The 14,889-nt window shown below is 63.3% G+C and carries 8 protein-coding genes (1 of these 8 cut by a window edge); all 8 read left to right on the top strand.

The annotated features are described in order from the left end of the window. Positions 1 to 3 precede the first annotated feature (3 nt). Entirely contained in the window at positions 4 to 2,091 is a 2,088-nt protein-coding gene (gene glyS / locus AEQU_RS06420) for a glycine--tRNA ligase subunit beta (protein ID WP_022740116.1), read from the top strand. Beyond that, positions 2,091 to 3,002, top strand: coding sequence for a pyruvate, water dikinase regulatory protein (locus tag AEQU_RS06415; RefSeq protein WP_022740115.1), 912 nt, complete (start codon positions 2,091 to 2,093; stop codon positions 3,000 to 3,002). Before glyS ends, AEQU_RS06415 begins: the two co-directional genes overlap by 1 nt. 819 nt (positions 3,003 to 3,821) lie before the next feature. Next, positions 3,822 to 4,841, top strand: coding sequence for a hypothetical protein (locus AEQU_RS06410; protein ID WP_022740114.1), 1,020 nt, complete (start codon positions 3,822 to 3,824; stop codon positions 4,839 to 4,841). Between the two features lie 882 nt (positions 4,842 to 5,723). Beyond that, positions 5,724 to 8,441 (top strand): pyruvate, phosphate dikinase, encoded by a 2,718-nt coding sequence (gene ppdK, locus AEQU_RS06405; RefSeq protein ID WP_022740113.1) that lies wholly within the window; start codon positions 5,724 to 5,726, stop codon positions 8,439 to 8,441. 75 nt (positions 8,442 to 8,516) lie between these two features. Beyond that, on the top strand, positions 8,517 to 9,716 hold the full coding sequence (mtnA, locus tag AEQU_RS06400; RefSeq protein ID WP_022740112.1) for an S-methyl-5-thioribose-1-phosphate isomerase: 1,200 nt from the start codon (positions 8,517 to 8,519) through the stop codon (positions 9,714 to 9,716). Positions 9,717 to 9,811: 95 nt separating this feature from the next. Then, positions 9,812 to 10,573: a ParA family protein gene (locus tag AEQU_RS06395; protein ID WP_022740111.1), complete on the top strand. Its 762-nt coding sequence runs from the start codon at positions 9,812 to 9,814 to the stop codon at positions 10,571 to 10,573. Then, on the top strand, positions 10,566 to 11,126 hold the full coding sequence (locus AEQU_RS06390) for a hypothetical protein (protein WP_041714563.1): 561 nt from the start codon (positions 10,566 to 10,568) through the stop codon (positions 11,124 to 11,126). The genes AEQU_RS06395 and AEQU_RS06390 overlap by 8 nt, the downstream gene beginning before the upstream one ends. A 1,077-nt stretch (positions 11,127 to 12,203) precedes the next feature. Next, positions 12,204 to 14,889: the 5' end (the start) of a hypothetical protein gene (locus AEQU_RS06380; RefSeq protein WP_022740109.1), read on the top strand. The gene runs 71,561 nt beyond the window's last position; only the first 2,686 of its 74,247 coding nucleotides appear in the window; it begins with the start codon at positions 12,204 to 12,206; its stop codon lies off the right edge, out of view.

Raw genomic sequence — 14,889 nt, 5'->3', positions numbered from 1 at the left:
AAGATGTCCGATACCGCAACCCTCGCCTTCGAGATCGGCACCGAGGAGATTCCCGCCTTCGATTTGAAGCGCGCTACCGAGCAGCTGGCCGAGCTCGTGCCTGCGGCCCTGGATGCCGTGCGCATCCCCCACGGGGAGGTGGCCATCTACACGAGCCCGCGCCGCCTCATCGCCATCGTGGCCGACGTGGCCGCCCGAACCGAGGCTTTGGAAGAGGTCTTCCGCGGGCCCGCCGCCAAGATCGCCTTCGACGAGGCGGGCAACCCCACCAAGGCCGCCATCGGCTTCGCCCGCGGCAAGGGGCTCGACGTGGACGCGCTCGAGCGCCGCGACGAGAACGGCACCGAGTACGTCTACGCCGTGCGGCAGGTTCCCTCCCAGGATGTGGCGGCCCTGCTGCCCGAGGTGCTGCGCGGCGTCATCGACGGCATCTCCTGGCCGAAGTCCTGCCGCTGGGGCATCACGACCGAGATGTTCTCGCGCCCGGTGCGCTGGCTGGTGGCGCTTCTGGGTAACACGGTGATTCCCGTGGAGTACGCGGGACTCGTTGCCGATCGCGAGACGCGCGGCCATCGCTTCCTGGCCCCCGGCCCGCACACCGTGGCCTCGGCCGACGACCTCGTGTCCGTGGTGGAGGGCGCCTTCGTCGTGCCCACCCAAGAGGCCCGCGAGGCGGTCATCCGCAAGGGCGTGGCGGCCATCGAGGCGGCCACCGGCTTCACCGCCGATCTGCCGGCCAAGACGCTCACCGAGGTCATCAACCTCTCCGAGTACCCCACCCCCATGGTGGGCACCTTCGACGAGGAGTTCCTGAAGGTTCCCGAGGAGATCATCGTCGACGCCATGCTCATGCACCAGCGCTACTTCCCGCTGTACGACGAGGCGGGCAAGCTCACCAACAAGTTCATCATCGTCTCCAACGGCGACCCGGCCCACGAGGACACCATCGTCGACGGCAACGAGCGTGTGGTGGCCGCCCGCCTCTACGACGCGAAGTTCTTCTACGACGAGGACTTGAAGCTGCCGCTGGATGCCTACGTCGATCGCCTCGATGAAGTGGTCTTCCAGGAGGCGCTGGGCACCATGCGCGACAAGACCGCCCGCGTGGTGAAGCTGTCGGCCCGCATCACGTCGGCCGCCGGCATCGAGGCCGCCGAGATGCGCGACATCGCGCGATCGGCCTACCTGGCCAAGGCCGACCTGGTGACGAGCGCCGTCATCGAGTTCACGAGCGTCCAGGGCATCATGGGCAGCTACTACGCCACCGCCGCCGGCGAGGCGCCTCGCGTGGCCCGCGCCATCGCCGAGCACTATCGCCCGCGCTTCTCCGGCGACGCCATCCCCACCGACATCATCGGCCAGGTGGTGGCGCTCTCCGACAAGATCGACACCATCTGCGGCCTGTTCGCCGTGGGCCAGGCGCCCACCGGCTCCTCCGATCCCTTCGCCCTGCGCCGCGCCGCCCTGGGCGTGCTGGCCATCCTGGAGGAGACGGGCCTGCCGATCAGCCTGGTGGAGACCATCGACGGCTCGCTCATCATCTACCGCGAGGCCGGGCTTCAGTTCGACAACGCCGAGGTGCGCCGCGAGATCATCGACTTCTTTATCACCCGCGAGAAGGTGGCCCTGCGCGACGCCGGCGTGAAGGCCGACACCATCGACGCCGTGCTCGCTTGCGGCATCGAGGAGCCGATCGTGCTTGCCCGCCGCGCTCGGGCTCTGGAGGCCGCCCGCACCGAGAACCCGCAGGTCTTCGACGACTTGGCCACCGCTTTTGCCCGCGCGAACAACCTGCGCGAGATCGGTCTGGGCACCGGCTACAAGAAAGCTGAGCTCACGGATGTGGAAACGGCGCTCGCCGAGGCCGTGGCCACCGCCGAGGGCAACGTGGCCGCCGCTCTCGCCGACGACCGCTACGCCGACGCCCTCGTGGCCCTGGCGGCCCTGCGCGCGCCGGTGGACGAGTTCTTCGACACCACCATGGTCATGGACGAGGATCCGGAGGTTCGCGCGAACCGCCTGAAGCTCTTGAACCGCTTCGCCAACGTCTTCGCCCACGTGGCCGACTTCTCCCAGATGGCGAAAAAATAATGCACAATAAAACGCCGGCTGAGCGCGCGGCTCGCGTGCCCACCATCCACATCATCTCCGATTCTATCGGCGAGACGGCCCAGGTGGTGGCGCGCGCCGCCGCGGCCCAGTTCGGCGTCACGAGCCCGCACCTCGAGATCTTCTCGAAGGTGAAGAGCTTCGAGGAGGTGCGCGGATACCTGCTGGAACATGCGCGGCACCACGAGGAGGTGCTCGGCGACGACCGCATGCTCGTCATGTACACGCTGGTCAACGCCGACATTCGCGAGCCGTTGCAGGGCTTTTTGGCAGAGCATCCCCATATCGTGGCCGTGGACGTGCTCACGGCCGCTGTCGCCGCCGTCTCCGAGATGAGCGGCATGGAGCCGGTGGGCAAGCCCGGCATGCTGCGCGTGGTGGATCACAACTACTTCAAGCGCATCGGTGCCTTGGAGTTCACCATCGCCCACGACGACGGCCAGAACTCCGAGGACCTCACGAAGGCCGACATCGTGCTTTTGGGGGTCTCGCGCTCTTCCAAAACGCCGCTTTCCATCTATCTGGCTCAGCAGGGGTTGCGCGTCGCCAATGTGCCGCTGGACCCCACCACCGAGCCGCCCTCGCAGATCTTCGACGTCGATCGCACGCGCCTGTTCGGGCTCATGATCACGCCGGAGGTGCTGCTGGACATCCGCCGCAAGCGCATCAAGAAGGCGGCGGGGAAGGCCGGCGGCGGCCAGTTCGTCATGCTCGCGAAGAACTACGCCGATCCCGAGTACATCTACCGCGACCTGGAAGCCAGCCGCGCCCTCATGCGCCGACTCGGCTGCATCGTCGTGCACACCGAGGGCCGCGCCGTGGAGGAAACCGCCCAGGAGATCCTCCGCTACTACGAGCGCAGCCATCCCTCCAACACCGACATCATCGACTAGCTGCAGCGGTTCCGCCCCCGGCCGGCTGCTCGACTTTGTTCCCAATGCTGGTCAAAAAAGTGGCGGAAACTGCTTTTGCGGAGGCTTGGGGGCAGGTTCTGGCCAAAAAGGAGCCGCTGGCTGCATCAGCTTCACGCTGGGCTCAATCGGAGTACTAACTGCGCGCTCCTGAACAGGGAAAACTCCAATCTGCTATAGAGCTCTTTTCGAAAAACAAGGTAGTGGGCAAAATAAGGGCGATAGCTGCCAGCTAGCGTGGCATTTTTGGCCAAAAGAATTCATGAGGCGCACCAGAGGATCCTGATTTGTCGGTCGCGCTCTGCTGCATATATTGCCGGGCGCGCTCCTCTTGTGTCTCGTCGAGCCCTGCGCGCCTTGCTGCTCGCGCCGCGCCGCAAGCTTCGTCGAGCGCACCCCGCTGCGGATCCAGATATCTTTCAGAGCAATTGCGTGGAATGCCGTGAATGTGCGGATCTTGTGCAGTGGGTGCTCGCCGAAGAAGAGCAACGAGAAATTTGTTCCTGAAGTATTTTGCGTTTTGGGAACGGCACGACGATCGGCTTGCGTGGTTGTTGATAACTCCCCTCATGTGACCTCGTGCTTTGAAAACTTCAGCGCAATGTCTCGTTTCATTCCCGATGGAGTCCCGACTGGCGCCGGGGATGACGGCAAAATGCACCCCTAGTCAATTGCCTGCTTCTGGCATAGAGTACGCGGAACACTTTCCTCTCGCCCGTTGCGTCGAATCGCTCAAGCTGCGCGCTGCGGAGGCGAAACGAAGCGAGAGGCGGTTGTTCAAACGATGGGAAGGGGAGGTTCATGCGCGTTGCTCTCTACGGCGAGTCGGCATTCGCCTACTATCTCGTTGCGGGCGATGCGCCTTCTGCGGTGGCGCCCCCCAGCGTCCTTGATAAATCCTGCTACCCTACGCAGGCTACCCTGGACTATGTGCGTGAGCGAATGCCTTACCTTACGCGCCCCGTGCATTGCTTGGTTCCTAAGTGGGAGCGCTGCTCCCTCGATGATGTGCATCTGCATGGTTCGTCGTATCCCTATCGATCGGGGTCCTTTTTGCGCATCGATCATGGCGTTATTGTTCCGTGTCCCGAATTATGCTTTCTTCAGCTGGCCCAGAGCCTCGATCTTCTCCCGTTGATTCAAGCGGGATGCTTTCTATGCGCGACTTTCGGCCTCGATCCCTCGGTGCCGTCGGGGCTTATGGGGCGGACCCCGTTGACAAGCCCTCGACGCATCGGCGCCTATCTCGAGCGTTGCCCAGGTCACGATGGCCTTACACGCGTGCGGGAGGCTCTGCGGTTTGTCTGCGCTGAGGCAGCATCGCCGCCTGAAGTGTTCATGCGGCTTGTGCTCGGACTCCCAGCGCGGTTGGGCGGTTTCGGATTGAGCGGGTCGGTGATGAACAAGCGCATTAAGCCTTCAAAGCGGGCAAAAGCGCTTGCTGGACGGAAGAGCTTGGTTCCAGACCTGTATTTGCCGGACTGCAAGCTCGACATTGAATTCGATTCGAATGCCGAGCATCTTACGGCGCGCCAGGCGACGCTTGACGCGACAAAGCGCATGGCGCTGGAAAGTGACGGCCTGAAGGTAATCACCGTTACAACTTCGCAGTTGGCCAGCGCTTCGGCTATGCGCCACGTCGCCCAGGAGGCGCACGCAAGACGAGGCACGCGATTACGCTTGCGCTGCAAGAACTTTGCATTAAGGCAAAAACGACTCTATCAGCTGAGATGGTCCATGGATGATTATCTCGACGAGGGGTGGGTTGCGGCGCAGCGGTCTTGCTGTCGGTCAAGCGCGCTGCACGCAGAGGTGTTTTAGCGGGGGTGCCCAGCCACGGGTTCTGATCGCTAGCGTTGCTCGGGCACTTTCTGGACAAAAAAGCATTGCGAACTGGCAGTTAAGACGGGAAAATTGACCACTGTCTTCAGCTGGGAAAAGAAGGGTTATCAAAAAGGCCAGGTCACGGGCTTGTGGTAGAGGACGGAGATGCGATTTGCGCGTCGCTTTTGCAGCTGAGGAATGCTTTTTGGCCAAAACCCACGAAGATGGCTTGCCAAAATGCAGTCAGTGCCACTTTTTTGGTCCGTGATGCAGTTAACGCCGATTTTCTGGCCGTGGAGGGCTTGCATCGAAATGCGGCTGTATGCCACTGTGTCTATTTCCTAGACTGTCCAGACTGTCGTGTGCCGCTGTGCTCGTTCTCCAGAGTGTTTTTCCTGCTGCGTTTCTTGAGCGCTATCGTCTCGGGCGAATGATGCACCATCGGCAGATGAGCGGGGAGAGTTGGGGTTGCAAACGACCGCTTGTGAGATTTTGGGGTACTGCGGCCTGATGGGGGAGGGGAATCGCGAAATAGGCGAGATTATCCCTTATAATTGAAGCCAACTTGTTTCGTTTCGGTGCTCAGGCAACAGGGATGCCCGCGATTCGGGGATGCCCGCGACGTTCGGGGATGCCCGCGATGTTCGAGATGCCCGCGATGTGCCTGCGGCTAAGCTCGAAACGGAGCGGGGCGCCTTGTCCGGCTCGGCTGGCATGGCGGGAAAGGCAACCGCGTCCATTCGCGCGCACGTCGCTCCTCGCGCTCATCGCACCCGAAAGGGGCGGCGGCGAGGGGGCCGGCGGGGCGCGCGCAAAAGCGCGGGAAAGGCAATCGCGGCGCGCATAAGGGGCGTCGCTTAAGCTTTAAGGAGAAGTAAGGTGACAGAAGCAGTGAAGCGCGTCTACGCCTTCGGCAAGGACGCCAACGGGAACAATGTGACCGAGGGCAACACCGAGATGAAATGGGTGCTCGGCGGCAAGGGCGCGAACCTCGCCGAGATGGCCAACATCGGGCTGCCGGTGCCTCCCGGATTCACCATCACGTGCCAAACCTGCATGGAGTACGCCAACGCCGGCAACGTGTGGCCGGAAGGCGCGCTCGACACCATCGCCGAGTACCGCGCCGACCTGGAGGAGCGCATGGGCAAGCGCCTCGGTGACGCCGAGGATCCGCTGCTCGTGTCCGTTCGCTCCGGCGCCCCCTTCTCCATGCCCGGCATGATGGACACCGTGCTGAACCTCGGCCTTAACGACGAGTCCATCAACGGCCTCATCAAGCAGACCGACAACCCGCGCTTCGCTTGGGACTCCTACCGCCGCTTCATCCAGATGTTCTCCAACGTCGTGATGGGCCTCGACGGCGATCTGTTCGAGAACGCCATCGTCGCCATGAAGAACGACCGCGGCGTCGCCTCCGACACCGATCTGACCGCCGAGGACCTGCAGGAGCTCGTCGACGAGTTCAAGGCCATCTTCGCCGAGAACGTCGACGGCGGGGCCTATCCGTCGCTCGTGGTCGACGGGGAAGTGGCCTTCCCCCAGGATCCCATGGTGCAGCTGCAGCTGGCCATCGAGGCCGTCTTCGGTTCTTGGAACAACCCGCGCGCGGTCCTCTATCGCCAGAAGGAGAAGATCGCCGACGATCTGGGCACCGCCGTCAACGTGCAGTCCATGGTGTTCGGCAACAAGGGCGACACATCCGCCACGGGCGTGGCCTTCACCCGCAACCCCGCCAACGGCGAGCGCGAGTTCTACGGCGACTACCTGGTGAACGCCCAGGGCGAGGACGTCGTGGCCGGCATCCGCAACACGAGCCCCATCGCCGATCTGAAGACCGTCGAGGGCTTGGAAGAGGCCGGCGCCCAGCTCGAGGAGATCTTCGACGTGTTGGAGAACCACTTCCGCGACATGTGCGACATCGAGTTCACCATCGAGCAGGGCAAGCTGTGGATGCTGCAGACCCGCGCCGGCAAGCGCACCGCAGCGGCCGCCCTGCGCATCGCCATCGAGATGGAGAAGGAAGGCCTCATCACCAAGGAGGAGGCCATCATGCGCGTGGCCCCCGACCAGCTCGACCAGCTGCTGCACCCGCAGTTCGACAAGAACGCCACCTACGACGTGGTGGCCCGCGGCCTGAACGCGAGCCCGGGCGCCGCGGTGGGCGAGGCCGTCTTCTCCGCCGCCGATGCCGTGGCCGCCGCCGAGGCCGGCCGCAAGTGCGTGCTGGTGCGCTGGGAGACCAACCCCGATGACCTGGCCGGCATGATCGCCGCCGAGGGCATCCTCACCTCCCATGGCGGCAAGACGAGCCACGCGGCCGTTATCGCCCGCGGCATGGGCGCGCCGTGCGTGTGCGGTGTGGAGGCGCTGAAGATCGACGCCGCCAAGAAGGAGGCCGCCATCGCCGGCACCGACCTGGTCATCCGCGAGGGCGACATGATCTCCATCGATGGCACCACGGGCATTGTGGTTCTCGGCGCGGTGGAGCTGGTCATGCCCGAGCTCACCGGCGACTTGGACACCATCCTCGAGTGGGCCGACGAGGTCCGCACCCTGGGCGTGCGCGCCAACGCCGACAACCCCGAGGACGCCCAGCTCTCCCGCGACTTCGGCGCCGAGGGCATCGGCCTGTGCCGCACCGAGCACATGTTCCTGGGCGATCGCAAGCAGATCATCCAGACGTTCATCCTGAACGACGACGAGCTCATCCGCGAGAAGGCCGTCGCCGACTTGTTCGAGGCCCAGGTGGGCGACTTCTACGGCATGTTCAAGGCCATGGACGGCCTGCCGGTGATCGTTCGCCTGCTCGACCCGCCGCTGCACGAGTTCTTGGAGAGCCCGCGCGAGCTGGCCGTGGAAATCGCGAAGATGGAAGCGACCGGCGCCGCTGCCGACGCCATCGCCGAGAAGCGCGACTTGCTGGAGAAGATCGACGGCTTCGCGGAGCAGAACCCGATGCTCGGCATGCGCGGCTGCCGTCTGGGCATCGTGTACCCGATCCTTCCCGAGATGCAGGTGCGCGCCATTGCCACGGCCTGCGCGAAGCTGCAGAAGGAAGGCTTCTCGCCGAAACCCGAGATCATGATCCCGCTCGTGTCCGTGCTGCCCGAGCTCGCGAAGCTGCGCGGCGTGGCCGAGGCCGTCATCGCCGACGTGTCCGCTGACGAGGGCGTCGAGCTGGACATCCCCGTCGGCACCATGATCGAGCTGCCGCGCGCGGCCGTCACCGCCAACGAGATCGCCACCGAGGCCGACTTCTTCTCCTTCGGCACCAACGACCTCACCCAGACCACCTTCGGCTTCAGCCGCGACGACGTGGAGGGCGAGTTCGTGCCGCAGTACTTGGCCGAGCACCTGCTGCCCTACAACCCGTTCGCCACGATTGACCCCGGTGTGGCGAAGCTCGTGGAAATGGGCGTGGCGCTGGGTCACGAGGGCAACCCCGACCTCGTCTGCGGCGTGTGCGGCGAGCACGGCGGCGACCCGGAGAGCATCCACACGTTCAACCGCATCGGTCTGGACTACGTGAGCTGCTCGCCCTATCGCGTGCCGGTGGCCCGTCTGGCTGCCGCTCAGGCCGCCATCAAGCAGCGCTAAGCGCCCGCTGAAAGAGCCTAGCCCTAAGGGCCGTTCCGCACGACGGAGCGGCCCTTTTGATATGAAGGAGGCACTATGAATCTGAATTTGGAAAACCTGCCGCGAACGATTTGGGTTGAGAAGAGCGGGGGAGTGCCCGCGGTGGGGTTCGTGGATCAGCGGCTCCTGCCAGGCGAGCTGATCCTGGTGCGCACGTCGGATTGGCGCGAGGTGGTGGACGCCGTGAAGACGCTGGCCGTGCGCGGTGCACCGGCTATCGGTGTGGCGGGAGCGGCGGCGGTGATGCTGGCGGCCTATGAGTATGCGGTGGCCGAGGGGGATGCGCGCCTTGCTGCGCAACGCGACTGCGAAGAGAGCATCGGTTCTGCCGGAGAAATCGATCGGGCTACGTTTGATCATCGTTTGGAAGAGGCCGCACGCGTGATCGCCGAGGCGCGGCCGACGGCGGTCAACCTGTCCTGGGGAGTGCGCAGGGCCCAGGAGGCGGCGCGTGCGGCCCGCGCTGCCGGCAAGACGGCGGCGGAGACGGCCGAGGCGCTCTACGAGCTTGTCGAGACCCTTATTGCCGAAGACGAGGCGGTGAACCGCCGCATCGGGGCCCATGGGGCCGCGTTGCTGCGCGAGCTTGCCGACAAGCTGGATATGGAACGTGGCGCTCCGGGGGCCCCCCATGACCGTGGCGGCGATGCTCCTTTGCGCTCTGGTGCTTCCGCGCGGCAGCAGGGTCTCAACATCCTCACGCACTGCAATGCCGGCAGTTTGGCGACGGCGTTTTATGGCACGGCTCTCGGCGTCGTTTATGCGGCTGCACAAGAAGGGATCATCAACCGTGTGTTCGCCGACGAGACGCGGCCCGTGAACCAGGGCGCGCGCCTCACGGTGTGGGAGTTGGCCCGCGCAGGGGTGCCTGTGACGCTGCAGTGCGACGACATGGCTGCTTCACTTATGGCTGAAGGCCAGGTAGATGCCGTTATCGTCGGTGCCGATCGCATTGCCGCGAACGGGGATGCGGCCAACAAAGTGGGCACGCTGGGACTCGCTATCATGGCGCGCTATTTTCGAATTCCGTTTTATGTGGCCGCGCCGAAAAGTACTATCGATTGCACAACGAAGTCGGGAGCCGATATTCCCATCGAGGAGCGCGATCACGCCGAGGTGCTCGCTGAGCCCATCCTCGGCGTTGCCGTGCGCAACCCCGCCTTCGACGTGACGCCTTATGAACTCATCACCGCCATCGTCACTGAAGACGGTGTTTGGAATCCCTTAGAATCCTAGAACCCTATAGACAACATAACATTATATGTTATAGTGCGTTTTGCTAAGAAGCGGGCTAGGTCAGCTATGCCCTCGTGCGGCGGAAAGGGACGATTATGATCACATTGGCGGCGGCCTCCCAGAAGGGCGGCGTTGCGAAGACGACGACCAATCTGGCCATCGGCGCGAAACTGGTCGAAGACGGCGCGCGCGTTCTGTACGTCGATCTCGATCCTCAGATGAACCTCTCCACGACGCTGAAGGCGCAGACGGCGGGGGTTCTCTCGTCGCTCGACGTGCTCACCGGCGATGCCACGGTCGCCGATGCCGCCCAGTCCATCGACGGGTACGACGTGGTGCCCGCCAGCCGCCTGAACGGCAAGGCAGACGACCTCATGCCCTCGGTGGGGAAGGACTACCGGCTGCGCAAGGCCTTGGAGGCGGTGGCCGAGAACTACGACTACGCGATTCTCGACACTCCGCCGGCGCTGGGCACCCTAACGGTGAACGCGCTCACGGCGGCCTCATGGGTCGTCATTCCGGCCCAGGCCGACGCCTACTCGCTCGACGGCGTCACCGATTTGGCCGCCACCATTCAGGCGATCCGCGAGTACACCAACCCCGACCTGAAGATCGCCGGCATTCTGCTCACGCGCTACAACCCGCGCACCTCCATCTCGAAAATCATTCGCGAGGACGCCGAGGCCATGGCTTCCGAATTGGACACTAAGGTCTTCCGCGCTTGGATTCGCGAGGCGACGGTCATCAAAGAGGCCCAGGCGGTGAAGCAGTCGCTTTTTGCCTACGCGCCTTCGGCCAAGGTCGCCTACGACTACCGCTTCTTCATTGAGGAGCTTTTGGAGGATGTCAATGGCTAAGAAGGATTTGCGCGCCCAAATGGACGCCGCCCGCGCCGCTGCGGCCTTCATCGGCGCAGCACAGGAAGAGGTTGAATCTGCGCCCGAGGAAGAGATTCTTTCGCCTGCGAAAGAGACGAGTGCGAAGGCCACGAGAGCGAAGACGGCGAAAGCGGCGGAGGCTGCGAGAGCAGCGGAGGCACAGCCTGAGACGGTAGGGGAGGCCTCTTTCTCGACTCAGAGTAATCTGGCGGTGGAAAGCGCTGAGGCGTCGGTCGACGGGCCCCCGTTGAGGCCTAAGGCCTCCCGGACGCGCAAGCCTCGCAAGAAAAACGTGGAGGCTGCACCGGTGGAAGAGGCCGTCGAAGGTTCCGGTGCGCGCATGACCGCCCAGGTGCTCGTGCCCATGACTGCCGAGCAGCGCGAGCACGCCGATCTTCTGGCCTCGGTGATGAAGGTCACCCGCGCCGAGGTGATGCGCCAGGCGCTGGACGAGTATTGGGAGAGCCACAAATCAGAGCTGCAGGCCGCTGTGGCCGCGTACGAGGAGCTCATCAAGAAACTCATGAAGTAGGTTGAAAGCGGCGTTTCGCCATGCTATGATGACGCCAACGGAAAGCCCGGGCTTGCTTAACGGGCAGTGCCGTTGTGAGTGGAAGGGTCGGCTGCTTCCTCAGTCGGCCCCTCTTTTTCTCACTAAGACGTTTCTGCTCGGCGCTCTGGATATAGAGCTTAACCACTGCCGTTGCCAGCACGACGACTGACGTCAGCAATCCGAGGATCTCGTTGGCTATCTCCATAGGCTCCACCTCCTTTCGCATTGGTCGATCCAATACTTCCAGAGGCACCGCCAGCACCCGGGACTTACATCCGTTGACACAAACACAGTAGCGTAATACAACATATACTTCAAGACTTGTTTTCTGCTTGAGTGTCTTGATGAGTGCTTGAGGTAGAGCGTTAAACCCTGAGCCCGTTGGTCGGGGTTTTTGTGCCGGGAATCTTGTTGTAAAAAATTTTTTGAAAAAATTTCCTCTGTTGCATAACAGATGGGTTGCTATTTCATTTCAACATATAATGTTGTTGTCATATATAGACAGTAGGACTATGTATGTCGCTAAACCAATAATCATATAAAAATATAGCCACTATAAGTTTATGAAATCATAACAACGATAAGCGCTCTGACCAGGGAAAACAGGGGAATTTGTTATACAGCATCATGAGTATGAGATAAAAGAATATAGAGACAAAAACATTATATGTGTTATTTGCTGTGAATTTTTCACGAAAAGCCAACGATGAAGATGACGCTCAAGTAACGGCGATTGTGTAATCGACGCCGTGAAAATTAGCGATAAATGACAAACAGTCAAAAGAGTAATACCAGTACAACGGTCATTTTTGTTATTGACATGCCTTTACAATGTTGCCAATTTGTAGATAATAATCCATGAACGAAAACACTCTTTGGCACCACTGCGCCCAAAGAGCGGAAACGTCAAAAGGAAAAGGAAGGAAAACCGCCTTTTGATCAGGCAAAACGGCGGTGAGTGAAGTCGAGCGGGACGGAATCAGGGACGTCTCGGGAGGCTCGAACGAGGCCGAGCAGCGCGGAATCAGGGCCGCGAAGCGAGGCGAGAGAGAGAACGTGAGCAACATGAACGAACGCAGCGAATATCGCAACCAGAACGCCGAGGCGCCCACAACCAGCGCCTTCGACGCTCCGCAGGTTCCCCCGGGAGTTGCGCCTGCAGCCAACGACGAGGGCGCCTCTGCCGGCGTCATCAGCCACAACGCCCCGCGCCAGCTGAACCCCATGGGCAAGGCCATCGCTGTGGTGCTGTCGGTGCTGCTGGTGCTGACCTGCTGGAACAGCTACTCCATCGAGGAGGCCCGCCGCATGATCATCGGCGACGACGCCGTACCCATGGCGTCGACGGGCTCCGGCGACGAGCTGCTCGACGAGGTGGACGACGAGAACATCGACCAGGCGTCCAACGACGCCGAAGGCGAGGGCGATGCCGCCGAGGGCGACGATGCCTCTGGTGGGGAGGACGCCGACGACACGGCCGCTGACGATACCGTCAGCGAGGCAGATATGCAGGCATATCTGCCTAAGGATCTCCTCGATGCCGAGAAGGTCATGCCGGCGCTCGCCGACGCTACCCTGAAGCAGGAAAAGGACGGCATCCTGACGCCGGCCACCACCTCCGAGGACGACCTCAAGGCCGCCTTCGCCAACCGCTTCTCGTTCTCTCTCGCGGTTGCGAACGCCCTGCGCGCCTCGGACGACGCCTACCACGTAGGCGGCACGAACCTCGCCGTTGCCCCCTCTCTCGGCAACACGAACGTCTCCTTCGACGGCGGATACCTGGGCGGCGCCGAGGACAACGACGCCGTCGTTCTCACGTTCGAGGCTCCCTTCCTGTACAAGAAATCCGACGGAACCTACGGCACCACGCTCTCGGAAGAGGAGTGGAAGGCCCGCGGCGCCGCTGCCGACGACATGCGCGCGCTGTTCGCGGTTTCGTCGCTGCCGGCCGGCTGGACCGTGTTCACCAAGCACGGCGAGCAGTACCAGAAGCGCACCGCCGAGGAGCTCGCCGCCGGTCTTTCCGGCACCATCGTGCTGCGCTACGAGGGCGTGCAGGACGAGCACGGCATCACGGTCAGCGAGACGCGCGGCCAGATGCCCGCCGGCACCGAGCTGCCCCGCGGCTTTATGTGGCTCACCGAGGCCGTGCCCGCCACCGAGAAGGTGTCGGTGAACGCCGGCTTCGCCCTGTGCTCCTACACGCCCGCCGCCAATGAGGACGGTACCCCCAAGGGCGACTACCTCCGCATGAACTACGCCGACGCGGCTGCCGCCACCGCCGTGCTCGTCAACGCCGCGCCCCAGGTGTCCCTCGACGCCTCCCTCGCGGCGGCCGGCGAGCCGGTGATGGATGCCGAGCGCGGCTTCGCCTCTTACCTCCTCACGCTGAAGTCGGCCCTCGGCGCCATGACCGAGGACAGCTACACCCTGCGCGTGAGCGACCTGCCCGACACGGCCGAGGGCAAGGGCAAGCTTTCCGCCGACGCCGTCGTGGCCTTCGACGTGACGGATCTGACCGACGAGGAGCTTGCCAGCGTGAACCCGGCCGACCCGGCGACCATCGAGGCGCTCGGCCGCAGCCTGGCCGAGGTGTCGGTGGCCGAAGACGGCGTGGCCGACATCACGTTTGCGGCCGAGGAGGGCGACGCGCTCGCCCTGGATGCCGTGACGGGCGCCGTGGACGGAACCCGCGTGCTGTACGTCGCCGTGCCCTACGCCGCCGCCGATCTCACCGAGACCGAGGACGGCGCGGCCTACAACGCCGAGGAGCCTTCCTTCATGCTGTGGTCCTACGAGACGGCCAAGGCCGTCCAGGAGGAGAAGGTGGAAGGTGCCGAGTCGGTGAACGACACCCTCGCCGACGAGAAGCTCACCTTCGTGAGCGACTTGGGCACGCAGTCGATCGCCTTCCCGAAGCCGGCCGCCCCCGAGCCGGAGCCGGAGCCCGAGCCCGCCGACGAGCCGACCGACGAGCAGCAGCCCGCCGACGAGCCGGCAACCGACGAGCCCGACGAGGGCACTGATGGGGAAGAGCCGACCGAGGCGCCCGCCGAGGAAGAGCCCGCCGAGGAAGAGCCGGCGGAAGAGGAGCAGCCGGCCGATTTCACTCCTATTTATGATGAGATCGGAAGCTACAACGAGACGACGCTCGACATGCTCGGCATCGAGACCATGGACGACCTCGCCAATACCGAGGACTTCGGCACCTTCGATCCGGTGCAGGTGTCGATGTCTCTGTTCTCTGCTTCCATCGCTCCCTTCAGCGCCTCGGCCACGACGACGCTGGCGCCCTCCGCTCCCTTGGGCGGCGCGCTGACCGAGACCTACTTCAACCCGAACCTCGTCGCCGGCGGCGTGTCCACCTCCCTTGGCGGCAACACTTACTTGGTGAACGACAAGGACACCCCGACGGTCTCCATGCAGATCATCTTCAACGGCTCCACGGGCTATATGGGCGGTTGGAGCCGCTATCCGTCCGACTACTACGGCACCATGGATGCCAACGACGACGGCCTCATCGACTACGAAGAGGACGGCGTGACGCCGATCTACACTCCCTCGGGAACGGCGGACGATCATAACCGCTTCACCAGTGCCGCTGAGGCCGTGGCCTACGCTGAGGGCACGGATCACATGACCCCTACGACCTATACCGAGGACAGCGCCGAGCACAAGAAGGGCGATCTTGTCGATCCGAACTGCGGGGAGGATAAACCGGAAGATATTCGCAACGCCGCCA

The sequence above is a fragment of the Adlercreutzia equolifaciens DSM 19450 genome (assembly GCF_000478885.1).
GTDB classification, from domain to species: domain Bacteria; phylum Actinomycetota; class Coriobacteriia; order Coriobacteriales; family Eggerthellaceae; genus Adlercreutzia; species Adlercreutzia equolifaciens.
The sequence above is the reverse complement of the archived record's forward strand: the minus strand, read 5'-3'. Positions and strand labels throughout refer to the sequence as shown.

Coding starts and splice junctions, on each gene's coding strand:
- glyS (WP_022740116.1), top strand. CDS start 4: ATGTCCGATACCGCAACCCTCGCCTTCGAGATCGGCACCGAGGAGATT.
- AEQU_RS06415 (WP_022740115.1), top strand. CDS start 2,091: ATGCACAATAAAACGCCGGCTGAGCGCGCGGCTCGCGTGCCCACCATC.
- AEQU_RS06410 (WP_022740114.1), top strand. CDS start 3,822: ATGCGCGTTGCTCTCTACGGCGAGTCGGCATTCGCCTACTATCTCGTT.
- mtnA (WP_022740112.1), top strand. CDS start 8,517: ATGAATCTGAATTTGGAAAACCTGCCGCGAACGATTTGGGTTGAGAAG.
- AEQU_RS06395 (WP_022740111.1), top strand. CDS start 9,812: ATGATCACATTGGCGGCGGCCTCCCAGAAGGGCGGCGTTGCGAAGACG.
- AEQU_RS06390 (WP_041714563.1), top strand. CDS start 10,566: ATGGCTAAGAAGGATTTGCGCGCCCAAATGGACGCCGCCCGCGCCGCT.